Raw genomic sequence first — 23,214 nt, 5'->3', positions numbered from 1 at the left:
GTGCAGGTGGGAGGCCACTTTTTATTTTTTGGAGAAGTCAATGATCATGGGAGTACTTCTCCCGAGCCGGGGTATCCGGCGCCACATGCGTGTCCTGGGAATCAACGCCATCTTCCACGATCCGGCCGCCGCGCTGATCGTCGACGGCCGCGTCGTGGCCGCCGCCGAGGAGGAGCGGTTCAGCCGGCGCAAGCACGGTAAGAGGCCCGTCCCGTTCGCCGCCTGGGAACTGCCCGAACTGGCCGCGGCCTGGTGTCTCGAGGAGGCCGGGCTGCGCCCGGACGACCTGGACGTCGTCGCCTACTCGTTCGACCCCGCACTGACCCGCGACCTCTCGTCGCTCGGCGTGAGCGACCCGTCCGACGCGATGCGCGTCGACTACGCCCGCCGGGCGCCGCAGTTCCTCGCCACCGCGCTGCCCGGCCTCGACCCCTCGCAGGTGACCTTCGTCGCGCACCACGTGGCCCACGCCGCCTCGGCCGGGCTGTCCGTGCCCGAGGACAGCGCGGTGCTCGTGCTCGACGGCCGCGGCGAGGTCGCCAGCCACCTGGCCGGCGCCTATCGCGGCGGCGAGCTGGAAATCCTCAAGAGCCAGGAGTTGCCCCACTCGCTCGGCCTGCTCTATGAGGACCTGACCCGCCACCTCGGGTTCCTGCACTCCAGCGACGAGTACAAGGTGATGGCGCTCGCCTCGTACGGGCGCCCCAAGTTCCTCGGTCTGCTCCGCGACCTCGTGCACGCCAACGACGACGGGGGCTTCACCGTCGAGCGCATCGACTGGGACGCGCTGGCCAAGGCGCGCACCGCCGACGGCGAGATGACCGAGGCCCACGCCGACCTGGCCTCCAGCGTCCAGACCAGGCTCGAGGAGGTCATGCTCGACCTGGCCAGATGGACGTACGAGGCGGCGGGCGGCCCGAAAACCCTGACCATGGCCGGCGGCACGGCGCTGAACTGCGTCGCGAACGCCCGGATCGCCGCCGAGGGCCCGTACGAGCGGGTGTGGGTGCAGCCGGCCGCCGGCGACTCCGGCACGGCGCTGGGCGCGGCTCTCGCCGTCGGCAAGAAGAACATCCCGTTCGGCTCGGCCGCGCTGGGCCGGGGCTGGAGCGACGAGGAGCTGGAGGCGGAGCTCAAGCGGGCCGCCCTGCCGTACACCCGGCCCGACTCGATCGCCGCCGAGGCCGCCCGCGTGCTGGCCGGCAACGGCATCGTCGCCTGGTACCAGGGTCGCAGCGAGTACGGCCCGCGCGCGCTCGGCCACCGCTCGCTGATCGCCCACCCCGGCGACAAGGACACCCAGACCCGGATGAACGACGTCAAGGGCCGCGAGCAGTTCCGGCCGATCGCGCCGATGGTCCGGGCCGAACGCTTCGCCGAGATCTTCGAGGGCGTCTACCCGAGCCCGTACATGCTCTTCGTCCACAAGGTGAAGCCGGAGTGGAAGGACCGCATCCCCGCGGTCACCCACGTCGACGGCACGGCCCGCGTGCAGACCGTCCACACCGACACCGAGCCGCTGGTGGCGTCGCTGCTGGCGGAGTTCGAAGAGCTCACGGGCCTGCCCGTGGTGGTGAACACGTCGCTCAACACGGCCGGCCGCCCGATGGTCGACACGCCGCGCGAGGCGATGGAGCTGTTCGGCTCGGCCCCGGTCGACCTGCTCGCGCTGGGCCCGTTCGCCGTGCACCGGGCGAAGGCGTTCGGCGCGTGATCTCCATAGTCGTGCCCACACTGGGCCGCCCCAGCCTGGCCGCCCTGCTCGCGGCCCTCGGGCCACTGCCGCCGGAGGTGGAGCTGGTCGTCGTCGACGACCGGCCCGCACCGCATCCGCCGCTGGCCGTGGACTTCCTGGACGCGAAGGTGGTGGCCGGACCCGCGCGCGGCCCGGCGGCCGCCCGCAACGCGGGTGTCCGCGCCGCCCACGGCGACTGGATCGCCTTCCTCGATGACGACGTATTGCCCGATTCGGACTGGATTATTCGCCTGCGTGAGGATCTGGAGGCGGCCGGCTCGGAGGTCGGGGGAGTGCAGGGCACGCTGCGCGTGCCGCTGCCGCCCGACCGCCGCCCGACGGACTGGGAGCGGGTCACGGCGGGCCTGGCCGACGGCGCCTGGATCACGGCCGACATGGCTTACCGGCGCGCCGCGCTGGCCGGGGCCGGCGGATTCGACGAGCGTCTGCCGCGAGCTTTCCGGGAGGACGCGGACCTCGCTTTCCGCGTACGCCGTGACGGCTGGACCCTGACCCGCGGCAACCGCCGGGTGACCCATCCGGTACGCCCGGAGAGCCCCTGGGTGAGCATCCGCACCCAGCGCGGTAACGCCGACGACGCCCTGCTTCGCCGCCTCTACGGCCCGGAGTGGCGCTCGCTGCTGGAGATCCCGCCGGGCCGCCGCTCCCGCCACGCCGCGGTGACCCTCGCGGGCACGGTCGCCCTGTCCGCCGCCGCGGCGGCCCTGCTCGGTTCCGGCCGCCCGTCGTGGGGGCGGGGAGTCTGGACCGCTGCCGCGATCGGGGCGGGGCTGGGCTGGGCGGCGGGGACCGCGGAGTTCGCCGCCGCGCGGATCGCGCCGGGGCCGCGGACGCCGCGTGAGGTGGGGACGATGCTGGTGACCAGCGTGGTCATCCCGCCGGTGGCCGTCGTGCACTGGCTGCGCGGGGCGTGGCGGTGGCGGAAGGCGGAGCCACTTGTGCCGGCCGCGGCGCCTGTGGGGGCGAGCCGGTGACCGAGCTGTTCGACGCTGTGCTGTTCGACCGGGACGGCACGCTCGTCGTGGACGTGCCCTACAACGGCGATCCGTCACTGGTGGAGCCCATGCCGGGCGCCCGGGAGGCGGTCGACCGGCTGCGCGCGGCGGGCCTGCGCCTGGGCGTGGTCACCAACCAGTCGGGCCTGGCCCGGGGCCGGTTCACCGCCGGCCAGCTGGCCGCCGTGAACCGGCGGATCGACGAGCTCTTCGGTGGCTTCGACACCTGGCAGATCTGCCCGCACGACGACACCGCCGGCTGCGACTGCCGCAAGCCCGCTCCCGGCCTGGTCGTCGCGGCCGCCGAGGCGCTGGGCACGACCCCGGCCCGCTGCGTGGTCGTCGGCGACATCGGCCGGGACATGGGCGCCGCCCTGGCCGCCGGCGCCGCCGGCGTCCTGGTGCCGACCCCGGTCACCCTGCCGCCCGAGGTGGCCGCCGCTCCCATGGTCGCCTCGACCCTTGGGGAAGCGGCCGAGCTGATCCTGAGCCGCGAAGCTCTGGTCACCCCGGCTCCGCGTTCCACGCCGGCCGGGACCGTGCTGGTCGTTCGCTCCGACTCCGCTGGGGATGTGCTGGTCACCGGGCCCGCGGTTCGGGCCGTGGCGCACGGGGCGCGGCGGGTCGTGATGCTCTGTGGGCCGCGGGGGCGGGCGGCCGCTGAACTGCTCCCGGGCGTGGATGAGATCGTCGAGTGGCGGCTGCCGTGGATCGACGCCGAGCCGCCGGCGGTCGAGGCCGAACAGATGGCCGCGCTCACCGCGCGGCTGCGGGACATCGGTGCGGACGAGGCGGTCGTCTTCACGTCGTTCCATCAGTCGGCGCTGCCGCTCGCGCTGTTGTTGCGGGTCGCCGGGGTCGGGCGGATCACGGCGATCAGCGACGACTACCCGGGATCCCTGCTCGACGTCCGGCACCGCGTGCCGCCGGGGATCCCCGAGGCCGAGCGGGCCCGCAGCGTCGCCGCGGCGGCCGGCTTCGGGCTGCCGCCGGGCGACGACGGCCGTCTGCGGGTGACCGGGGCCCGTCACCAGGACGGCGGCGAGTACGTCGTGGTCCACCCGGGAGCGAGCTGCGAGGCCCGGTCCGGCCCGCCCGAGACCCTGCGGCGGATCGTGGCCGCGCTGGCCGCCGACGGGCACCGCGTGCTGGTGACCGGTGGCTCCGGCGAGCGCGTGCTGGCCTCGTACGTCAGTGGGGGTGTGGGGGTCGAGGTAGGGCGGACCACCTTCCGGGAGATGGCCGATCTGCTGGCCCGGGCGAGCTGCCTGGTCGTCGGCAACACCGGGCCGGCGCATCTCGCGGCCGCGGTCGGTACGCCGGTGGTCAGCCTCTACGCGCCGACCGTCCCCTACGGACAGTGGGGGCCCTACCGGGTTCCGAACGTGCGGCTCGGCGACGCCGGTGCGCCCTGCCGCGACTCCCGGGCCACCGTCTGCCCGGTCGCCGGCCATCCCTGCCTGTCCGACATCGAGCCTCAGCAGGTGGTGGCGGCCGTCCGGCTGCTCGCCTCCGGGGCTCACGAGCGCACCGAGGTAGCAGCGTGAACATTCTGCTCTGGCACGTGCACGGATCCTGGACGACCTCGTTCGTCCACGGCAAACACCGCTACCTGATCCCGGTCAACGAGGCCCGCGACGCGATGGGCCGTGGCCGGGCACAGACCTTCGACTGGCCGGCCACCGTTCAGGAGCTGCCGCTGGAGGAGATCCGCGACGTCGACGTGGCGATCGTGCAGCGGCCCGAGGAACTCCAGTTCGTTCCGCGCGGGGTGCCGGTGATCTACGTGGAGCACAACACGCCCAAGGGCGACGTGCCGAACAGCCGGCATCCGATGGCCGACCGGGACGACCTCGTCGTCGCCCACGTCACCGACTTCAACGAGCTGTTCTGGGACACCGGGGGTACCCGGACCACGGTGATCGAGCACGGCATCGTCGAGCCGTCACCACGCTGGTCGGGCGAGGTCGAGCACCTGGCGATCGTGACCAACGAGCCGATCCGGCGGAACCGGGTCACCGGCACCGACCTGTTCCCGCGGTTCGCCGCGGTGGCGCCGCTGGACGTGTTCGGGATGGGCGTCGAGGGCCTGCGCGGGCCCCGGATCACCCCCTACGACGATCCGCCGCAGCACGTCATGCACGCGGAAGTCGCCCGACGGCGGATTTATCTGCATCTCACTCGCTGGACGTCGCTGGGGCTCAGCCTCATCGAGGCAATGCAGATGGGCATGCCGGTCGTCGGGCTGGCCACCACCGAGGCGGTCGCCGCGGTGCCACCCGACGCCGGGGTGCTCGACACCCGCGTCAGCACGCTCGTCGAGGCCACGCACTGGCTGCTCGAGGACGCCGAGGCCGCCCGAAGCCTCGGAGCCCGGGCCCGCCAGGTCGCGCTGGCCCGCTACGGCCTGGACCGGTTCCTCGCGGACTGGGACCGGCTGCTGGAGGAGGAAACATGCGCATCGCGATGATCTCGGAGCACGCCAGTCCGCTCGCCGCCCTCGGCGGCATCGACGCCGGCGGGCAGAACGCGCACGTGGCCGAGCTCGCCGGCGCGCTCGCGGCCGACGGGCACGAGGTACGCGTCTACACCCGGCGCGACAGTCCCGACCTGCCCGCCGTGGTGCCGGTGGGCTCGCTGTTCGAGGTCGTGCACGTGCCGGCCGGCCCGGCCACCGCGCTGCCCAAGGACGAGCTGCTGCCGTACATGGGACAGTTCGCCGAACGGCTCGCCGCCGACTGGCGCGACGAGTGGCGGCCCGACGTGGCCCACGCGCACTTCTGGATGAGCGGGCTGGCCGCCGTCACCGCAGGGCGGGCCACCGATGTGCCGGTCGTGCAGACGTACCACGCGCTCGGCTCGGTCAAGCGGCGCCACCAGGGCGCGGCCGACACCAGCCCGCCCCGGCGGATCGCCTACGAGCGGGAGCTCGGCCGCGCGGTCGACCGGGTGATCGTGCAGTGCCAGGACGAGGTGCGGGAACTGATCAGGCTCGGCGTGCCGCGGGCACGGATGTCGCTCGTGCCCTCGGGCGTCAACACCGACCGGTTCCGCCCGAACGGGCCGGCGATGCCGCGCGGCAAACGGCCGCGCATCCTCACCGTGGCCCGGCTGGTCGAGCGCAAGGGCGTCGAGGACCTGATCCGCGCGCTGCCCGGCGTGCCGCGGGCCGAACTCGTCGTGGTGGGCGGGCCCGCGCTGGACGAGCTCGACGCCGACCCGTACGCCCAAAAGCTGTTGACCCTGGCCGAGGACTGCCGGGTCGGTGACCGCGTGCGGCTGGCCGGCGCGGTCGCCGCCCACGAGATGCCGGCCTGGTACCGCTCGGCCGACGTGGTCGCGGCGACGCCCTGGTACGAGCCGTTCGGGCTGACCGTGCTGGAGGCGATGGCCTGCGGCGTGCCGGTGGTCGGCTCGGCCGTCGGCGGGCTCACCGACACCGTGGTCGACGGCGTCACCGGCGACCTGGTGCCGCCCCGCGACCCGGCCGGCCTCGCGGTCGCGCTGCGCAAACTGCTCGCCGACGACGTCCGGCGCATCTCCTACGCGGCGGCCTCGGTCGACCGCGCCGTGCACTCCTACGCCTGGCCCCGGATCGCCGGACGGCTCGCCGCCGTCTACGCGGACGCGGCCGGTGTCACCCCCGAAACCACCCGTGAGGCGGTTGCCTGATGACCCACGATCTCTCCCCGATCGACGCTCACCTGACCGCGCTGGCCACCTCGATCGTGCCCTTCCGGGCGGTCGCGGGCCGCCTGGCGCGGTGGGGCGGCCAGCTCGCCTGGCACCTCGGCCAGGGCGGCCGCCTGCTGGTCGCCGGCAACGGCGGCAGCGCGGCCGAGGCCCAGCACCTCGCGGCCGAACTGGTCGGCCGGCTCCGCGACGAGCGGATGCCGCTGTCGGCGATCGCCCTGACCCCGGACTCGTCGGCGGTCACCGCGATCGGCAACGACTACGGCTTCGAGGAGGTCTTCGCCCGGCAGGTCCGCGCCCACGGCCGCCCCGGCGACGTGCTGATCGCGATGTCGACCAGCGGCCGCAGCCCGAATCTGATCGCGGCGGTGCGGGCGGCCAAGGAATGCGGCATGCGGACCTGGGCGATGACCGGCGAGGGCCCGAACCCGCTCGCCGACGCCAGCGACGAGGCGCTGCGCTGCCCGTCGCCGGACAGCCAGGTGGTCCAGGAGCTGCACCTGCTCTCGGTCCACCTGATGTGCGAGTACATCGACGCGACTCTGCCGGCGGTGGTACGCCCTTTCGCCGACACCCCGGAGATCATCGGCGAGCAGATGCGGGTGGGCGTATGAGCCCGCTGCTGGTCATCATCGGCGACACCCTGCTCGACAAGGACGTCGAGGGCAGCGTGAACCGGATCGCGCCGGACGCGCCGGCTCCCGTCCTGGACGAGCGCGAGGTCAGCGACCGCCCGGGCGGGGCGGGCCTGGCGGCTCTGCTGGCGGCCCGGCAGGGGCACGAGGTCGCGCTGGTCACGGCCCTCGCGGACGACGAGGGCGGCGCGCGGTTGAGCCGCCTTCTGACCGAGGCCGGGGTACGGGTGTACGCGCTGCCACTGCCCGGCGCGACACCGGAGAAGGTACGGCTGAGGGCCGACGGGCAGGTGCTGCTGCGCCTCGACCGGGGCGGCTCGCCGCAGGAGCCGGGGGACGCGCCGGCGGCGGCGCTGGAGGTGCTCGGCTCGGCGGCGGCGATCCTGGTCAGCGACTACGGCCGCGGCATGGCCCGGCACCCGGCGATCCGGCGCGCCCTCGGCGAGGTGAAGGCGCCGATCGTGTGGGATCCGCATCCGAACGGCCCGGCCCCGGTGCCCAACGTCCGCCTGGTCACCCCCAATGCTTCCGAGGTACGCCGGATGAGCGGCGACGCCGGAGGCGGTTCCACCCTGACCGTCGCCCAGCGCGGCGGCCACCACCTGCGGCAGCTCTGGCGGGCCGGCGCGGTAGTGGTCACCTGCGGCGGCGACGGCGCCGTCCTCTGCCACTCGGGTCCGACACCGCTGGTCGTCCCGGCCCCGGAGGTGTCCGACGGCGACACGTGCGGCGCCGGCGACCGCTTCGCCGCCACCGCCGCCCTGGCCCTGGCCTCGGGCGCCCTGGTATCGGAGGCGGTACAGGAGGCGGTGGCCGCTGCTTCCTCGTATGTAGCCGGTGGAGGGGTCACCGCAGCGCTCGCGCCTACCCCCGAGTTGGTCGACAAGTCGGAAATGCCGGATAGGGTGGGCGCGGCGGAAGCGGGAAAGCTCATCGCCGCGGTGCGCGAACGAGGGGGCACGGTCGTGGCGACCGGGGGCTGCTTCGATCTGCTGCACATCGGTCACCTGGCCACGCTTCAGGCCGCGCGCAAGCTCGGTGACTGCCTGATCGTCTGCCTGAACAGCGACGACTCGGTACGGCGGCTCAAGGGGCCGGAGCGTCCGCTGACCAACGAGCGCGACCGCGGCCGGCTGCTCGCCGCCCTGGACTGTGTGGACGCCGTCGTCGTGTTCGACGAGCCGACGCCCGAGTCCGTGCTGTCGTGGCTGCGGCCCGACGTCTGGGTCAAGGGCGGCGACTACGCCGACGGCGGACCCGAGCTTCCCGAGGCCGAACTGGTCAAGCGGTGGGGCGGCCAGACCGTCATCGTCCCCTATCTGGACGGTCGTTCCACCACCCGAACCATCGCCGCGGCCCGGTCCGCGACGTCACAGAGATGAGGAGACACATGGACGCCGTAATCGTCACGGGTGGATCGAGTGGGCTCGGCGCGGCGGTGGTCGACGCCGTGCTGAAGGCGGGCGGCCGCCCGTACGTCATCGACCGGCAGAAGCCCGCGGTGGACGTGCCGTGGATCGACTGCGACCTGGCCGACACCCGCGCCGCCGAGGCCGCCACCCGGCAGGCGATCGCCGAGGCCGGCGGGTCGCTCGACGGCGTGGTGACAGCGGCCGGGATGGACGTGCCGGGCGCCCTGGCCGACATCCCGGGCGAGGTGTGGGACCGGATCGTCACCATCGACCTGCTGTCCACGGCCGCCGTGATCCGGGCCGCGATCCCGGCGCTGAAGCAGTCGCACGGCGGCGTCGTCACCGTCTCGTCCACGCTGGGCGTCAAGGCGGTGAGCGACGCGACCGCGTACTGTGCCGCGAAGTTCGGCGTCGTCGGCTTCACCCGTGCCCTCTCGGCCGAACTGGCCGGGCAGGTGAACGTCACCCTGGTCATTCCGGGCGGCATGCGGACCAAGTTCTTCGACGAGCGCGACGAGCAGTACAAGCCCGGCCCGGACGCGATCCTGAACGACCCGGCCAACGTCGCCAACGCGATCTTGTTCGCCCTGTCGCAGCCGGCCGGGTGCGCGGTGCGGGAACTGGTCATCGCCGCCGAGCAGGAGAGCTCGTACCCGTGATCCTCGCCCTGCGCGCCCTCGGCGTCGGCGACCTGGCGACCGCGGTGCCCGCCCTGCGCGGGCTCCGCGGCGCCTTCGGCGGGCGTCCGCTGGCGCTCGCCGCCCCCACCTGGCTGACCCCGTTGATCGAGCTGACCGGGGTGGTGGACGAGGTGATCCCGGCCGACGGCCTGGCCCCGTGGCGGTGGGAGCGCGACGCGCCCGAGGTCGCGGTCAACCTGCACGGCAGCGGCCCGGAATCGCACCGGCTGCTGCACATGACACAACCGGCCAAGCTGTGGGCGTTTGCCAGCGCCCCGGCCGGGCATCTCGACGGTCCCACCTGGAACGAGGAGGACCACGAGGTGCATCGCTGGTGCCGGCTGCTGCGCCACTACGGCGTGCCCGCCGACGAGTCCGACCTGTCGCTCCGCGTGCCCGGCGCCGGCGTGGCCGGCGGCGCGACGATCATCCATCCGGGCGCGAAGTCGCCGTCCCGGCGCTGGCCGGCCGAGCGGTTCGCGGCGGTCGCGTCGGCGCTGACCGCGGCCGGTCACCGGGTGGTCGTCACCGGCTCCGAGTCCGAGCGTCCCCTGTGCGAACAGGTGGCGGAACGGGCCGGGCTCGGCGCGGCGGCGGTGCCGCGGACCGGGCTGGCCGAGCTGGCCGGGCTCGTGGCCAAAGCCCGGCTGCTGATCAGCGGCGACACCGGGATCGCGCATCTGGCGTCGGCCTACCGGACGCCGTCGGTGGTGCTGTTCGGGCCGATGTCGCCGAAACGCTGGGGGCCGCCCGACCGCCCGTACCACCGAAGCATCTGGCACGGTACGAGGAGCGAACCGGGCGACAGCATGAAACCGGGCGTGCATCCCGCCCTGCTCGCGGTGACACCGGCCGAGGTGCTCGATGCGGCTGCGGCGTTCTGACCTGAGCCGGCCCGGCTACGGGCGGCGGCGTGCGGGCAAGGGCTTCACGTACCTCGACACCGAGGGCGCGGTCCTGAAGGACGAGGACGAGATCGCGCGGATCAAGGCGCTGGTCATCCCGCCGGCCTGGAAGGACGTGTGGATCTCGCCGGACGCGCGCGGGCACATCCAGGCGACCGGGGTCGACGCGGCCGGGCGCAAGCAGTACCGGTACCACGACGACTGGCGCACGGCCCGGGACGAGAAGAAGTTCGACCACGCGCTCGAGGTCGCGGCCCGGCTCCCGAAGATCAGGGACCGGCTGCGGTCCGACCTGACCGCGGGGCGCGGGCTGTGCCGGTCGCGGGTGCTGGCGACGATCGTGCGGCTGCTCGACATGAACATGTTCCGGATCGGGAGCGACCAGTACGCCGTACGGGAAGAGGATCCGTCCTTCGGGTTGTCCACCCTGAGGCCGGAGCACATCCGGACGAGCGGTGGCTGTGTGCTGATGGAGTTCACCGGCAAGTCGGGGGTCGAACACTCGGGCTCGGTGGACGACGGTGAAGTCTGCACGGTGCTGAAGGACCTCAAGCGCCGCCGCCGCGGTTCCGATCGCCTTTTCGCCTATTGGGAGGGCCGCAAGTGGCACGAGGTGCACGCTGACGAGATCAACGAGTACCTCCGCGAGATCAGTGGCGACCAGATGTCGGCGAAGGATTTCCGTACGTGGCACGGCACGGTCAAGGCGGCGGCCGAGCTGGCCGAGGTGGGGCCGCAGCCGACCGAGGCCAAGCGCAAGAAGGCCGTCTCGCACGCCATGAAGGAGGTGGCCGAGCTGCTGGGCAACACCCCCGCCGTGGCCCGCGCCTCCTACGTCGACCCGCGCGTGATCGAGGCCTACGAGGAGGGCGAGGTCGTCGACGCCCCCACCGAGGGCGAGGTCCGCAAGCTGCTCAGCTGAGCTTCGCCGTTTCCTCGGCGCCGGCCTCGGCCGTCCGGCGCAGGAAATCGGCGACGACTTCGAGCTGCTCCGGGCTGTAGGACCGGCAGATCTGCGGGGAAGCGCCTTCGGTGGGAGCATCGACGCTATGACCGTTATCGCCACGTTGACTGTGGAGCGGCCCGCCGGGGCGTGGCTCGACCGGGCCCGGGCCTTTCAGATCGTCGTCGACGGGGAGGTCAAGGGGGCCGTGCGCTGCGGGCGGGAGATCTCCCTGGCCCTGCCGCCGGGGACGCACACCGTGCGGGCACAGCTCGACTGGACCGGCAGTCCGGACTTTCCGGTCCATCTCGGACCGGGTGCGACCGTGCGGCTGCGGGTCGAGCCCCGTGGTGCTCGTCACGCCGTGGGGCGGAACTACCTGCGTCTGACCCGGGTGGCTTGATGAACTTTCGATGACCGTGTCGGAGTTCGGGCGCCGCCCGGCGTACGCTCGCCGTCGGGTTGGGGAGGGTGCCGATGACGGACGCGCCGGTGGTCGGCGATCTTGCCACGCCGGTGACGGTTGTCGACGCGGACGCCGAGGTCGGGGTGATCGAGGCGCTGCTGCGCGCCGACCCGGACTCCCTCGGTGTCGTCGCCTCCGACGCGGGGCGGCTGTACGTCCTCGAGCGGGCCTATCTCGAGACCGTCCTGGCCGGGCGGCTCGGCTACGGCCGTGCCCTGCTGTTCCGCCGCCGGGTGCGCCGGCTGCTCAAGGAGCCCGCCCTCGTCGTTCCCGCCGCCACCGCTCTGGACGACGCCGCCCGCGCCTGCCTGGCCCGGCCCGGCGCCGAGAAGGCCGGGCCGGTCGTCGTCGGCCTCCCGGACGGCGGCGTCGGCCTCGCCCCGGCCGGGCCGCTCATCGAGCATCTGAGCCGGCGCTACGAGACGCTGGCCCTGTACGACGCGCTCACCGGGCTCGGCAACCGCCGCCTGCTGGGCGAGGTCGCCGGCGCGCTGCTGGCCGCGCGGAAACCGATCGCGCTGCTGCTGATCGACCTCGACCGGTTCAAGGAGATCAACGACTCCCTCGGACACGCCCGCGGCGACCAGCTGCTGCGTCAGGTGGCCGACGAGCTGAGCGCCTTCCCGGGGCACGCCGGCGCGTTCCGGCTCGGCGGCGACGAGTTCGTCCTGCTCCTCGACGATCTGGGGGACGGCTCCGGCACGTACCTGGAAGAAGTCGGCCGTCGTCTCCTGCGCGACATCCAGGGTCCCTTCCCGGTGGCCGGGGTGCCGATCACCGCCGAGGCGTCGCTGGGCATCGCGGCCGGCTGCCTCGACCTCGGTGACCTGCTGGCCGGCGCCGACTCCGCCATGTACGCGGCCAAGCGTCACCGCACGACCGTGGAGCACTGGCGTCCCGAGCTGGCCGCCGAGAGCGTCACCGACCTGCGGCTGCTGTCCGAGCTGCGCACGGCGATCGACCAGGGTCAGCTCGAGCTGCACTACCAGCCGCTGGTCGACGCCCGTACCGGCGCCGTCCGCTCGCTCGAGGCCCTGGTCCGCTGGCGTCATCCGCGGCAGGGGCTGCTGCTGCCGGGCCGGTTCGTGCCGGCCGCCGAACGTTCCGACGTCATCACCCCGCTGACCGACCGGATCCTCAGCGACGCGATCCGGCAGGCCGCCGGCTGGCACCGGGCCGGCTGGCGGGTGCCGGTGGCGGTGAACCTGCCCGCGCCCGTGCTCGCCCAGGACCGGATCGTCGAGGTGATCGCGGGCCTGCTCGCCCAGCACGGCCTGCCCTCGCACGCGCTGATCGTCGAGGTCACCGAGAGCGCGGTGATGACCCGGCCCGAGCGCGGCGCCGAGCGGCTGCGCCTGATCCGCGAGCTCGGCGTCCGGGTCGCCATGGACGATTTCGGTACGGGATACACGTCGCTGGCGCTGCTGACCCGGTTGCCGCTCGACGAGCTGAAACTGGACCAGTCGTTCGTGCACCGGATCCACGACCCGCGCGACCGGGCCATCGTGGACGCGGTGGCCCGGATGGCCCGCGGCCTCGACCTGACGCTGGTGGCCGAGGGCGTCGAGGACCAGCCGACCGCCGACATCCTCGCCGAGGCCGGCTTCGACCTCTTGCAGGGCTACCACTTCGGCCGCCCGGTACCCCCGGAGAGGCTGGCCCCGGCCGCCGCCGCTTGACCCGCTCGCGGCTGGGTAGAAAACGGCCATGACGCCCCGGATCCTGGTCACCAACGACGACGGCGTCGAGGCGCCCGGCCTGCGCGCGCTGGCCCTGGCCGCCCGCGACGCCGGCTACGAGGTGGTGGTGGCCGCCCCGCGCGAGGAGGCCAGCGGGATGAGCGCGGCGCTGACCGCTGTCACCTCCGGCGGCCGGATCGTCCTGGAGAGACACGACTTCCAAGGGCTTGCGGTGTACGGGGTGACGGCCTCACCGGCGTACATCGTGGTGCTCGCCGATCTGGGGGTTTTCGGCGAACCGCCGGACCTGGTCCTGTCCGGCCCGAACCGGGGCGCGAACGCGGGCCGCGCCGTGCTGCACTCGGGCACGGTCGGCGCGGCCCTGACCGCGGCCAACGACCGGGTCCGCGCCATGGCGGTCTCGCTGGACGTGCTGAACCCGTCCGCCGTCGACGCCACGGCCAGCGGCGGCGCGGCCGTGGTGGTGCCGGACGACTCGGTGCTGCACTGGGACACCGCCGCCCGCGTGGCGGCCGGCCTGCTCGCCTGGCTGTCCGCCGCGCCACCCGGCACGGTCCTCAACCTGAACGTGCCCGACCGCCCGTTCGACGAGGTCCGCGGCCTGCGGGAGGCGACGCTGGCGCCGTTCGGGCAGGCACAGATGGCGCTGGCGGAGAACGGCGAGGGCTTCGTCCGTACGGCCGTCGAGAAGACCGGCGAGCCGCTGGTTCCCGGCTCGGACCTCGCGCTGCTGGCCGAGGGCTACGCGACGGTGACCGCGATCCGTCCCCCCAGCGAGGTCACCGGTGTCCGTCTGCCGGCGCAACGGCCGGCGTCGCGCTGAGTTCGCGAGCCCATGCGACGGCGACCGAGGGGTCGGGGCCGGTGCCGCTGTAGAGGCTGTCGATCAGCAGCCACAGGCGGTCGCCCAGCAGCGGTGCGGCCCCGGCGGCGGCGACCAGGTCGTCGACCTGCGCTCGGGTGTCGCGCAGGTAGCTGCGGGCGATCGCGGTCGCCTCGTCGCCGGCCTCGTCGTCCCGGGCGGGGAACTCGGCGAGATATCTGCGGAAGGCGCAGCCGCGGTACGCGTTCCCGCGTACCCAATCAGCCACCTCGCTCACCAGCGCGACCAGCCGCTCCCGAGGCTCGCCCGTCAGGGCGGCCGAGGTCGCCGCCTCGCGCTCCTTACGCGCCCGCACGAGGTAGGCCGCCACCAGCGCCGATTTGCCGGGGAAGTGGCGGTAGAGCATGTTTTTCCCGCAACCGGCCGCCTGAATCACCTCGGCCAGGCCGACCGCGCGCACCCCGCGCACATAGAAGAGCTCGGCCGCCACCGCCAAGATCCGTTGACGCCCCGAGGGGTCTTCCGTCCGTGCCATCAGTGACGAGCTTATCCACACCGATGTGCTCCGGGCGCTGCTCGAACGCGCCGACGGCCTCGACCCGGCCGGCCTCGACGACGTCATCGGCGGGAGCAGCGGTTCGGCACCATCGACTGGAAGGTCACCGCCGGCAACTCCAGCCCCGTCAACGACGGCGCCGCCGCCCTCCTGCTGACCGGCATCATCCCCGCCACCGCGAAGGTCCTGGCCCGGGCCGGCCTGACGATGAAGGACATCGACGCGTACGAGGTGAACGAGGCCTTCGCCCCGGTCGTGCTGGCCGGGCAGGCCGAAACCGGCGCCGACCCGGCAAAGGTCAATGTGGACGGATTGCCTGGATTGGCGCATTCGCGCACTCGCTGTTGCCCGTTCCGCTTCGCGGCCCGGACTGCGCTAAATGGACTCGGCGCGACGAAAGGGTCAACCGGGCCGACGCGATGATGGCGGCCGATCGGTAGTGGTCGTGTCGGGGCGCGCGCCCACGGGTGTGGTGCGGTAAGACTGGCGGCATGCTTGTCTCTTTTCCGCGGCTGGTGGGGCGGACGCAAGGGTTCGGCCTCGGGCGGCCGCGGCGGTTCACCATCGGGCCCGACGGGAAGCGGGTGCTCTTTCTGCGCAGCCTCGGCGGGGAGGATCCGGTGCTGCGGCTGTGGAGCCTCGAGCTCGACGGCGAGCGGGAGCTGCTTCTCGCCGATCCGGTCGCGCCGGCCGGGCAGGCTCCGTCGGCGCGGGAGCGGGCGCGGCGGGAGCGGGCCCGGGACCGGTCGGCGGGGATCTCGGACTACAGCGCCGATCGGGCCGTACGGCGGGTGGCGTTCACCGCGGATCAGAAACTGTTCGTGGTGGACGTGGAAACCGGCGCGGTCACGGCGTTGCCGGCGCGGGCGCCGGTGGAGGACGCGACGATCAGCCCGGACGGTACGGCGGTGGCGTACGTGCACGAGGGCGAGCTGCGGCTCGTCGGCACCGACGGTGCCGGGGACCACGCGGTGGCGACGCCGGAGAAGGCCGAGGTGACGTACGGGCTGGCCGAACACGTGGCCGGCGAGTCGATGGAGCGGACGCGCGGCTTCTGGTGGGCGCCGGACAGCGGCCGGCTCGCCGTGGCGCGGGTCGACAACGAGCCGGTCGAGGTCTGGTATCTGAGCGACCCCAGCCATCCGCGGGAACCGCCGACCGCGCACCGCTATCCGCGCGCCGGCACCGACAACGCCGTGGTGACGCTGCACGTCTACGACACGTCGGGCGGCCGTACCAACGTCACCGCCGAGTACGAATACCTCGTCGACGTCGTCTGGGACGAGCACGGGCTGCTCGCGGTCACCCAGAACAGGCCGCAGACCGTCATGCGCGTGCTCGAGGTCGACCCGGCGACCGGCGCCACCAGCACGATCGCCGAGGAGCAGGACGACGCCTGGACGCAGATCGTGCCGGGGGTGCCCCGGCGCACGGCCGCCGGGGAACTGGTCTGGACCTCCGACCGCGACGACACCCGGCACCTGACCGTCGCCGGTGAACCGGTCACGCCGCCGGGGCTGCAGGTGGCCGAGCTGCTGTCCGTCGACGGGGACACGCTGCTGTTCGCCGCGACCGAGGAGCCCACCGAGCAACACCTCTGGACCTGGTCCCGGGCCGGCGGTCTCGACCAGATCACCGCGGGCAAGGGCGTGCACACCGGCTGCCGGTCCGGCGGCAGCACGGTGATCCGGTCGTACCGGCTCGACGGGGAGGACACCCGCTTCGGCCCCCGGACCATCACCGATCTGGCGGCGAGCTCACCCGTCGTACCCAAAGTGTCTCTGCTCCGCTGCGGAAAGCGTGAGTTGCGGACGGCCGTCCTGTTTCCCGCCGTGTGGCAGCGCGGTGAGCGGCTGCCGGTCCTGATGGACCCGTACGGCGGCACGGCCATGCAGCGCGCCGTCGCCCACCGGGGCAGCTTCTACGTCTCGCAGTGGTTCGCCGACCAGGGGTTCGCGGTGATCGTCGCCGACGGCCGGGGCACGCCGGGGCGCGGGCCGCGCTGGGAGAAGGAGGCCCACGGCGACAACTCCGGCAAGCTGGTCGAGGACCAGGTCGACGCGCTGCACACGGTGGCCGCGCTCTACCCGGAACTCGACCTCGGGCGGGTCGGCATCCGCGGCTGGTCGGCCGGCGGCACCCTGGCCGCGCTGGCCGTGCTGCGCCGGCCGGACGTCTTCCACGCGGCGGTCGCGGGGGCGCCGGTCACCGACGAGTTCCTGTACGACACCCACTGGCAGGAGCGGTACCTGGGCGACCCGCGGGTCGACCCCGGCCCGTACACAAGCGCCTCGGTCCTGACCGACGCGGCGAAACTCGAACGGCCGCTGATGCTGATCCACGGCCTGGCCGACGACAACGTCTACCCGGTGCACACGATGCGCTTCTCCGCGGCGCTGCTGGCCGCCGGGAAGCCGCACACCGTGCTTCCGCTTCCCGGCGCCGGCCACATGGCGTCCGGCGCCGACCTGCTCACACCACAACTGCGCTTCTTGCAGGAGGCACTGCGACGCTGACCAGCACGCCGGTGGCCAGCGCCACGACCGCGTTGACGGTGATCGCCCACGTGGTGCCGCCCTGGGCGAGCACCGCGGCCATGACGGGCGTGCCGACGGTGATGCCGATCTGCTGGCTCATCGTGGCCAGCCCCGTCGCCAGCCCCTGATCGGCGGCGGGCAGCGCGTTCGTCACGGTCACCAGGAACGCGACGATCGCGACCAGGTTCGCGACGCCGCCGGCGAAGGTGAGCGCCAGCAGCCACGACCGGCCGGGGCCGAGCAGCACCAGAGGCAGGGTGGCGGCCGCCTGCACGAGAAGGCCGCCGGTGAGCGCGCCGCGCGCCCCGAACCGGGCGATGAGGCGCGGGGCGACGACGCCGCCCAGGACGGTGCCCGCGCCGAGCACGGCGAACGTCAGCCCGGCCCGCAACGGCGAATACCCGAGCACATCCTGCAGGTAGAGCGTCAGCACGAAGACCAGGGACGTCTCGGTCGCGAAGGCCAGCAGGCCGGCCAGGTTCCCCCAGCCGGCACCCCGCGACCGCAGCACCCGCACGGGCACGAGCGGTTCCGCCACGCGCCTTTCGATCAACCAGAAAACGCCGAGGAGGAGTACGCCGACGAGCACCCACCCGTACACGAGCGCGAGCAGCCCGCCGGTGACGGCGACGGCGCCCGGCACGTCGACGCGGCGGCGCCGCTCACGGCGTACATCCGCATCAAGCAGGACCGGCGCGGTCGCCAGGACCACCGCGGCGACCGCGACGTTCAGGAAGAAAGCCCACCGCCAGCTCAGCAGCCCGGTGAGAACGCCGCCCAGCACGGCGCCGGTGGTGAAACCGGCGGCCATCAGCGCGCCGTTGAGGCCGAGCGCCTTGTCCCGCGCCGGGCCGGCCGGGAAGAGCGTGGTCAGCAGCGCGAGCGCGGCCGGGGTGACGGCGGCGGTGGCCAGACCCTGCACGGCCCGGGCGGCGAGCAGCACCTCGGCCGACTGGGCGAGCCCGCCGGCGAGCGACGAGACGCCGAGGGCGGCCATGCCGATCAGGAACATCCGCCGCCGCCCGACCAGATCGGCGACCCGGCCGAACAGCAGGGTGAACCCGGCCGCGCCGAGCGCGAACGCCGTCGTCACCCACTGAAGGTCACCGGCAACGCGCCCGCCTCACCCCGTCCGAGGCCGGGCTGATCTCGTACGGGGCCAGACGGGTGCCCGGGCTCAGACGGGAGGAACTGGCCCAGCTGGCCGGCGTGCCGGCCGTCCTGCTCGACCGCCGCACATCCGTCCTGGCCTGGAACCCGCTGGGCCGTGCCCTGCTGGCCTTCCATGAGCCGGCGCCCGCGGTGAACCTGGCGCGGCTGCTCTTTCTCGACCCGCGCTCCCGTGACCTGTACCGCGACTGGCACACCGAGGCGTGCCGGGCCGTCGCCGCCCTCCGCCTGGTCGCCGGCCGCAACTCCGGCGACCGCGCCCTGGCCGAGCTGATCGGCGACCTCTGCATCCGCAGCGCCGACTTCGCCGGCATCTGGGCCCACCACCCGATCGCCGAGTGCGTGACCGGCCGCAAGTTCCTGCACCACCCCCTGGTCGGCGACCTGGACCTGGACTTCGAGGTCCTGCAGTCGGCCGACGGCCAGCGCCTGATCACCTACATGGCCGCCCCCGAAAGCTCCACCGCCGCCGCACTGCGCCGCCTGGCCGCGGCCGCCTGATCCGCCAGCCGGCCGTTCTCCAGCGTCATCACCCGGTCGACCCGGTCGAGCCCTTCGGTGCGGTGGGTGAGCACCAGCACGGTCCGCCCCCGCCCGGCGTCGAGCAGGTCGGCCATCACGGCCTCGGCCACGTCGACATCCAGCCCTTCGGTGGGCTCGTCCAGGATCAGCAGCCCCGGCTCGGCCAGCAGCGCCCGCGCCGTGGCGAACCGCCGCACCTGCCCACCCGACATGGTGCTGCCCCCACTGCCGAGCCAGGTGTCGAGCCCGTCGGCCAGCCCGTCGAGCCACGCCCCGAGCCGAACCCGCTCGAGAACGGCCCGCAGCTCCTCATCAGTGGCGCCGGGCTTGGCCAGCCGCAGATTCTCCCGAACGCTGGACGCGAACACATGGTCGGTCTCATCCCCGACGAGCACGATCCGCCCCCGCACGTCCGCTTCCGCCAGCTCCCGCAGATCACCGCCGCCCTCAAGAGCGATCACCCCCGCCCGCGGATCGAGAAGCCGCCCCACAACCGCCGCCAGCGTCGACTTCCCCGACCCGGACCGCCCGAGCACGGCAACCTTCGCCCCGGCCGCCAGTTCGAGATCGAGCCCATCGAGCACAGCTTCCCGCTCCGGATCCCACCCGGCCACAATCCCTTGCAGCCGTACGCCGAACGCCCCGCCCCCCAGCGACCCAGTCTCGGCACCCCGGGCGTCGCGCCCGGGGAACGTGGCCGCGGGCGGTTCAGCCACCAGCGCGGCAAGCCGTCCCTCAGCGCCGGCAGCGCGACGGCGCGCCACGGCGGCGTCGGGCAGGGTCATGACCTGTTCGCCAAGGACGACCATGCCCAGCAACAGGACTGCGGCCCACTCGTGGCTGAGACCCCCGAGCGCGAACGCGGTGCCCACCACCGCGACACCCCACCCGAGATGCCCAAGCGCGGCCGCCCACCCAGCGGCACGCGCCGCCTGCTCCTCAAGCCGCGCAAGCTCCCGGCTGCGCCGCTCAGGAACGCCGTACGATCCGGTCAGTTCCTCGACTCCCTCCACGGTCTCCACCACCGCGTCGCGAAGCCGGGCCCGGGCCTCCCCGGTGGCCGCTTCGCTGCGGGCCGCCTGCCGGGCCGCCACCATCGGCGCCACGACACCGGCGATCACCAGCCCGGCCGCGAGCGGCACCGCGACGCCCGGCGACAGAAGCAGCGCCGCCAGCGACGCGACAGCGATCGTCACCGCGGCCGCCCAGGCCGGCAGGCGCCCCCGGAGCAGCCCGTCGACTCGAGCGTCCACGTCGTCGACAACCTTGGTGAGCAGATCGCCACGCCGCCGAAGCCGCGCCCCGGGAACCCGCGGAACCAACGCCGCGTACACCCGAGACCGCCACACCCCCAGCCGAGCGAACGCGACATCATGCGCGACAAGCCGCTCAAGATACCGAAGAAGCGGCCGGGCAACCGCACTCCCGCGCACCAGCACCACAGCCGTCGAAAGCGACAACACCGGCGGCAACGACGAGGCCCGCACCAGCAGCCAGGCCGCCGCCCCGGTAAGCACGATCCCGGCCAGCGAAGACCCACTCCCGAGCACAACGGCCACCCACGACCGCCGCCAAACCGCCCAGCCCTCCCGTGGCGCGCCGTCGACCCCAACTCGCGGCGCGCCGTCGACCCCAACTCGCGGCGCGCCGTCGACCCCAACTCGCGGCGCGCCGTCGGCCCCGGCCCCGGGCGAGCCACTGAGCGGGGACCGTGGCGAGTCGCCGGCGCCTGACTGTGGCGCGCCGTCGGCCCCGGGCTCCGGCGAGCCATTTGCTCCGGACTGCGGCGGTCTGCTGCTCTCGGTGAGAGCCGGGGAGTCTGTGACTGGGGGCGTCACGGTGGTGATGCGGTCGGCGGCGGCTAGCAGGGCCGGGCGGTGGGCTACCACGAGGACGGCGCTGCCTCGGTGGGCGGCGGTGCGGAGCTGTTCGATGACCAGTTGTTCGGTGGTGGTGTCGAGGTGGGCGGTGGGCTCGTCGAGGAGCAGCGTGACCGGCTCCGCGCCGGCGCGGTGCAGCAGGGCGGCCAGTGCCAGCCGGTGCCGCTGGCCGGCCGAGACGCCCGCGCCCCGCTCGCCCAGGGCGGTGGCCGGGGACAGGTCCAGGCCCACCGTCCGGAGGGCGCCGGTGATGTCGGCGGCGGGGGTGCCGGCCGGGAACAGGTCGGCCACCGTGCGGGCGTGCGGCAGCGTCACGCGTTGCGGAAGGTAGAGCGCGTTGTCCGCGACCGCCACCCCCGCGTGGGGTGTCTGCAGGCCGGCGAGCACTCGCAGGGCCGTCGTCTTGCCCGCGCCCGACGGGCCCCGCAGCGCGACGATCTCGCCCGCGCGGACGGTCAGCTCGTCGAGTGTCAGCGCGTCCCGGGTCGCGCCGGGGTAGCGGACCCGCAAGCCGAAAGCGCCCACGCCGGGGGAGTGCGGTTTCGGCGCGTGTGGCGGCGTGGGGCTGTCCGTGGTGGACGTCAGGATCTCGTCGACGTCGGTGATGACGGCTGTGGCGTCGGTGGCGGCGTGGTACTTGGCGGCCATCTCGCGCAGCGGGCGGTACGCCTCGGGGGCCAGCAGGATGACCAGCAGGGCCGGGCCCAGGGGCAGGTTGCCGGCGGCGACGCGGAGGCCGGCCTCGACGGCGATCAGGCCGACCGAGAGGGTGCCGACCAGGTCGAGGGCCGTCGAGGAGAGGAAGGCGACTCGGAGGACGCGCAGGGTGGCCGAGCGGTGTTTGTCGGTGAGGTCGGCGACCACCGCGGTCTGGCGTTCGGCGCGGCCGAAGACGCGCAGGGCCGGTAGGCCGCGCACCACGTCGAGGAAGTGGCCGGCCAGGCGGGCGTCGGCCTGCCAGCGCTGGCGGGCGCGGGCCTGGGTGGCCCAGCCGATCAGGGCGCCCAGGACGGGGATCAGCGGGAGGGTGACCAGGGCGACGATCGCCGACGCGGGGTCGACCAGGGCCATGGTGACGATGACCAGCGGGGGCAGCGCGACGCCGAGAACCAGGGACGGCAGGTAGCCGCCGAACCACGGGCGCAGCGCGTCGAGGCCGGTGCTCAGCACCGCGGTGAGCCGGCCCGCGCCGAACGACGCCACCCAGGCCGGGCCGCGGCGCAGGACCGCGGTGAGCATCGAGCGGCGCAGTTCGTCGGTGACCCGGGCGGCGGTTCGCTGGGCCACCACCTGCTCGCCCCAGGAGAAGGCGGCCCGGGCGGCGAACGCGCCGGCCAGCAGCCCGGTGGCCCACCGGTGGTCGCCCGCCACCAGCAGGGTGAGCGCCACGGCGACGGCCAGCGTCGCCGCGGCCTGGCCGGCGCCGAGCAGCGCGAGCAGGGCGATGCCGGCCCGGCTGGTGCGGGCGTGGCGCACCAGCCGGGGGTCCAGCGGGCCGCGGGCTGACGCGGACCGCTTCGGCGCGGCGGGAACAAGAACCGGAGGCTGTGGGGCGGTGGTCATGAGGGAACCCGTTCGCTGGCGACGCGGCGGCGGAAGACCACATAGGAGAAGGCCTGGTACGCGAGGACGCCCGGCAGGATGAGCACACCGGCCCAGGTGATCAGCTCCAGGGCCTGCGGGGTGGCGGCGGCCGCGTCCCGGGTCAGGGACCACTGCGGGTCGAGGGTGCTGCGCAGCACGACGTCGCCGTGGGTGGTGAAGACGGCGACCACGGCGCCGGCCACCGACAGCGCGGTGGTGGTGAAGGCCAGGGCCTCGCGGCCGGAGCGGGCCAGCATGCCGGCGAGCAGGCTGAGGGCCGCGGCGGCCAGGGCCAGGCGGGACCCCGTACCGAAACCGGCGACGAGAAGCGCGACCGCGCCGCCCGTGCCCAGCCACCGGGCCAGCGTGCGCGCCCGATGGCGCACCGGGCCGCTGGTGCGCAGGCCGAGGAAGGTGGCGCCCAGCATCAGCGCCGCGAACAGGGCGGCCAGCGCGCCGAGCCCGGCCTCGGGCGACCAGATCGGGCCGAGGGTGCGGGAGAGGCCGCCGCCCGTGACCGAGCCGTCGGCGCCGACGGCCAGGCCCCTGACGAACGTGGCCAGCAGCGCTCCCCACACCAGCACGATGCCGAGCGAGCTGAGCGCCAGCGCGATGTCGGCCCGAAGGCGGTACGCCGGTCCGTCGCCCTTGCCGCGGAACTCGAGGGCGACGCCGCGGACCGCGAGCAGGAGCAACAGGACGACCATCGGCAGGTAGAGGCCGGAGAGCAGGGCCGAGTACCAGGCGGGGAACGCGGCGAACGTGACACCGATCGCCGCGACCAGCCAGACCTCGTTGCCGTCCCAGAACGGGCCGATCGTGCGGACCGCGGCGCCGCGCTCGTGGTCGTCGCGGCCGAGCAGCGGGCCGAGCAGGCCCACGCCGAAGTCGAAGCCCTCCAGCACGAAGAAGAGCACCCAGGCGAGCACGACGACGGCGAACCAGAAGGTGATCATG

The 23,214-nt window shown here is 73.9% G+C and carries 19 protein-coding genes and 1 pseudogene; 16 read left to right on the top strand and 4 right to left on the bottom strand.

The annotated features are described in order from the left end of the window. Positions 1-85 precede the first annotated feature (85 nt). From AB0C26_RS28495 to AB0C26_RS28435, 13 genes are all read left to right on the top strand, one after another. On the top strand, positions 86-1,714 hold the full coding sequence (locus AB0C26_RS28495) for a carbamoyltransferase C-terminal domain-containing protein (RefSeq protein ID WP_360253692.1): 1,629 nt from the start codon (positions 86-88) through the stop codon (positions 1,712-1,714). Then, entirely contained in the window at positions 1,711-2,730 is a 1,020-nt protein-coding gene (locus tag AB0C26_RS28490; RefSeq protein WP_360253690.1) for a glycosyltransferase family 2 protein, read from the top strand. The genes AB0C26_RS28495 and AB0C26_RS28490 overlap by 4 nt, the downstream gene beginning before the upstream one ends. Beyond that, complete coding sequence (locus AB0C26_RS28485; RefSeq protein ID WP_360253688.1) at positions 2,727-4,298, top strand: HAD-IIIA family hydrolase; 1,572 nt, start codon at positions 2,727-2,729, stop codon at positions 4,296-4,298. Before AB0C26_RS28490 ends, AB0C26_RS28485 begins: the two co-directional genes overlap by 4 nt. After that, positions 4,295-5,221, top strand: coding sequence for a glycosyltransferase family 1 protein (locus AB0C26_RS28480; RefSeq protein WP_360253686.1), 927 nt, complete (start codon positions 4,295-4,297; stop codon positions 5,219-5,221). The genes AB0C26_RS28485 and AB0C26_RS28480 overlap by 4 nt, the downstream gene beginning before the upstream one ends. Beyond that, positions 5,206-6,423 carry a glycosyltransferase gene (locus tag AB0C26_RS28475; protein ID WP_360253684.1) on the top strand — a complete coding sequence of 406 codons (1,218 nt, stop codon included), beginning with the start codon at positions 5,206-5,208 and terminating at the stop codon, positions 6,421-6,423. The genes AB0C26_RS28480 and AB0C26_RS28475 overlap by 16 nt, the downstream gene beginning before the upstream one ends. Continuing rightward, positions 6,423-7,058 (top strand): SIS domain-containing protein, encoded by a 636-nt coding sequence (locus AB0C26_RS28470; RefSeq protein ID WP_360253682.1) that lies wholly within the window; start codon positions 6,423-6,425, stop codon positions 7,056-7,058. Before AB0C26_RS28475 ends, AB0C26_RS28470 begins: the two co-directional genes overlap by 1 nt. Further along, the gene (locus tag AB0C26_RS28465; protein ID WP_360253680.1) at positions 7,055-8,461 is read left to right on the top strand and encodes a PfkB family carbohydrate kinase; all 1,407 of its coding nucleotides are present in this window, start codon (positions 7,055-7,057) and stop codon (positions 8,459-8,461) included. Before AB0C26_RS28470 ends, AB0C26_RS28465 begins: the two co-directional genes overlap by 4 nt. A gap of 8 nt (positions 8,462-8,469) precedes the next feature. After that, positions 8,470-9,150, top strand: coding sequence for an SDR family oxidoreductase (locus AB0C26_RS28460; RefSeq protein WP_360253678.1), 681 nt, complete (start codon positions 8,470-8,472; stop codon positions 9,148-9,150). After that, a complete protein-coding gene (locus AB0C26_RS28455) occupies positions 9,147-10,055 on the top strand; it encodes a glycosyltransferase family 9 protein (protein ID WP_360253676.1) in 909 nt (302 codons plus the stop codon). Before AB0C26_RS28460 ends, AB0C26_RS28455 begins: the two co-directional genes overlap by 4 nt. Continuing rightward, positions 10,036-10,998, top strand: coding sequence for a DNA topoisomerase IB (locus AB0C26_RS28450; RefSeq protein ID WP_360253674.1), 963 nt, complete (start codon positions 10,036-10,038; stop codon positions 10,996-10,998). Before AB0C26_RS28455 ends, AB0C26_RS28450 begins: the two co-directional genes overlap by 20 nt. Before the next feature lie 127 nt (positions 10,999-11,125). Next, complete coding sequence (locus tag AB0C26_RS28445; protein WP_360253672.1) at positions 11,126-11,422, top strand: hypothetical protein; 297 nt, start codon at positions 11,126-11,128, stop codon at positions 11,420-11,422. Positions 11,423-11,496: 74 nt separating this feature from the next. Next, positions 11,497-13,164 carry a bifunctional diguanylate cyclase/phosphodiesterase gene (locus AB0C26_RS28440; protein WP_360253670.1) on the top strand — a complete coding sequence of 556 codons (1,668 nt, stop codon included), beginning with the start codon at positions 11,497-11,499 and terminating at the stop codon, positions 13,162-13,164. A gap of 28 nt (positions 13,165-13,192) precedes the next feature. Beyond that, complete coding sequence (locus tag AB0C26_RS28435; protein WP_360253668.1) at positions 13,193-14,008, top strand: 5'/3'-nucleotidase SurE; 816 nt, start codon at positions 13,193-13,195, stop codon at positions 14,006-14,008. On the opposite strand, the gene AB0C26_RS28430 is transcribed toward AB0C26_RS28435, so the two are convergent. Next, entirely contained in the window at positions 13,965-14,543 is a 579-nt protein-coding gene (locus AB0C26_RS28430) for a TetR/AcrR family transcriptional regulator (RefSeq protein WP_360253666.1), read from the bottom strand. The genes AB0C26_RS28435 and AB0C26_RS28430 overlap by 44 nt on opposite strands. 123 nt (positions 14,544-14,666) lie before the next feature. Between AB0C26_RS28430 and AB0C26_RS28425 the strand changes: the two are divergent. Next, positions 14,667-14,867: pseudogene (locus tag AB0C26_RS28425) on the top strand (steroid 3-ketoacyl-CoA thiolase); the annotation flags it as partial. Between the two features lie 188 nt (positions 14,868-15,055). Beyond that, the gene (locus AB0C26_RS28420; protein ID WP_360253664.1) at positions 15,056-17,080 is read left to right on the top strand and encodes a prolyl oligopeptidase family serine peptidase; all 2,025 of its coding nucleotides are present in this window, start codon (positions 15,056-15,058) and stop codon (positions 17,078-17,080) included. Here AB0C26_RS28420 and AB0C26_RS28415 read toward each other — a convergent pair. Continuing rightward, the gene (locus tag AB0C26_RS28415; protein WP_360253662.1) at positions 17,037-18,194 is read right to left on the bottom strand and encodes an MFS transporter; all 1,158 of its coding nucleotides are present in this window, start codon (positions 18,192-18,194) and stop codon (positions 17,037-17,039) included. The genes AB0C26_RS28420 and AB0C26_RS28415 overlap by 44 nt on opposite strands. A gap of 74 nt (positions 18,195-18,268) precedes the next feature. Here AB0C26_RS28415 and AB0C26_RS28410 point away from each other — a divergent pair, with 74 nt between their 5' ends. Continuing rightward, complete coding sequence (locus tag AB0C26_RS28410) at positions 18,269-18,772, top strand: hypothetical protein (RefSeq protein WP_360253660.1); 504 nt, start codon at positions 18,269-18,271, stop codon at positions 18,770-18,772. On the opposite strand, the gene cydC is transcribed toward AB0C26_RS28410, so the two are convergent. Both cydC and cydB read right to left on the bottom strand, forming a co-directional pair. Continuing rightward, positions 18,709-22,236, bottom strand: coding sequence for a thiol reductant ABC exporter subunit CydC (gene cydC, locus AB0C26_RS28405; protein WP_360253658.1), 3,528 nt, complete (start codon positions 22,234-22,236; stop codon positions 18,709-18,711). The two genes, AB0C26_RS28410 and cydC, sit on opposite strands and share 64 nt — an antisense overlap. Beyond that, positions 22,233-23,213 carry a cytochrome d ubiquinol oxidase subunit II gene (cydB, locus tag AB0C26_RS28400; protein ID WP_360253656.1) on the bottom strand — a complete coding sequence of 327 codons (981 nt, stop codon included), beginning with the start codon at positions 23,211-23,213 and terminating at the stop codon, positions 22,233-22,235. The genes cydC and cydB overlap by 4 nt, the downstream gene beginning before the upstream one ends. Position 23,214: the final 1 nt, after the last annotated feature.

The organism is Actinoplanes sp. NPDC048796 (genome assembly GCF_040650035.1).
Lineage (GTDB): Bacteria > Actinomycetota > Actinomycetes > Mycobacteriales > Micromonosporaceae > Actinoplanes.
This window is presented reverse-complemented; position numbering and strand designations above follow the sequence as displayed.

Coding starts and splice junctions, on each gene's coding strand:
- AB0C26_RS28495 (WP_360253692.1), top strand. CDS start 86: ATGCGTGTCCTGGGAATCAACGCCATCTTCCACGATCCGGCCGCCGCG.
- AB0C26_RS28475 (WP_360253684.1), top strand. CDS start 5,206: ATGCGCATCGCGATGATCTCGGAGCACGCCAGTCCGCTCGCCGCCCTC.
- AB0C26_RS28470 (WP_360253682.1), top strand. CDS start 6,423: ATGACCCACGATCTCTCCCCGATCGACGCTCACCTGACCGCGCTGGCC.
- AB0C26_RS28465 (WP_360253680.1), top strand. CDS start 7,055: ATGAGCCCGCTGCTGGTCATCATCGGCGACACCCTGCTCGACAAGGAC.
- AB0C26_RS28460 (WP_360253678.1), top strand. CDS start 8,470: ATGGACGCCGTAATCGTCACGGGTGGATCGAGTGGGCTCGGCGCGGCG.
- AB0C26_RS28450 (WP_360253674.1), top strand. CDS start 10,036: ATGCGGCTGCGGCGTTCTGACCTGAGCCGGCCCGGCTACGGGCGGCGG.
- AB0C26_RS28445 (WP_360253672.1), top strand. CDS start 11,126: ATGACCGTTATCGCCACGTTGACTGTGGAGCGGCCCGCCGGGGCGTGG.
- AB0C26_RS28440 (WP_360253670.1), top strand. CDS start 11,497: ATGACGGACGCGCCGGTGGTCGGCGATCTTGCCACGCCGGTGACGGTT.
- AB0C26_RS28435 (WP_360253668.1), top strand. CDS start 13,193: ATGACGCCCCGGATCCTGGTCACCAACGACGACGGCGTCGAGGCGCCC.
- AB0C26_RS28430 (WP_360253666.1), bottom strand. CDS start 14,543: ATGGCACGGACGGAAGACCCCTCGGGGCGTCAACGGATCTTGGCGGTG.
- AB0C26_RS28420 (WP_360253664.1), top strand. CDS start 15,056: ATGCTTGTCTCTTTTCCGCGGCTGGTGGGGCGGACGCAAGGGTTCGGC.
- cydC (WP_360253658.1), bottom strand. CDS start 22,236: ATGACCACCGCCCCACAGCCTCCGGTTCTTGTTCCCGCCGCGCCGAAG.
- cydB (WP_360253656.1), bottom strand. CDS start 23,213: ATGATCACCTTCTGGTTCGCCGTCGTCGTGCTCGCCTGGGTGCTCTTC.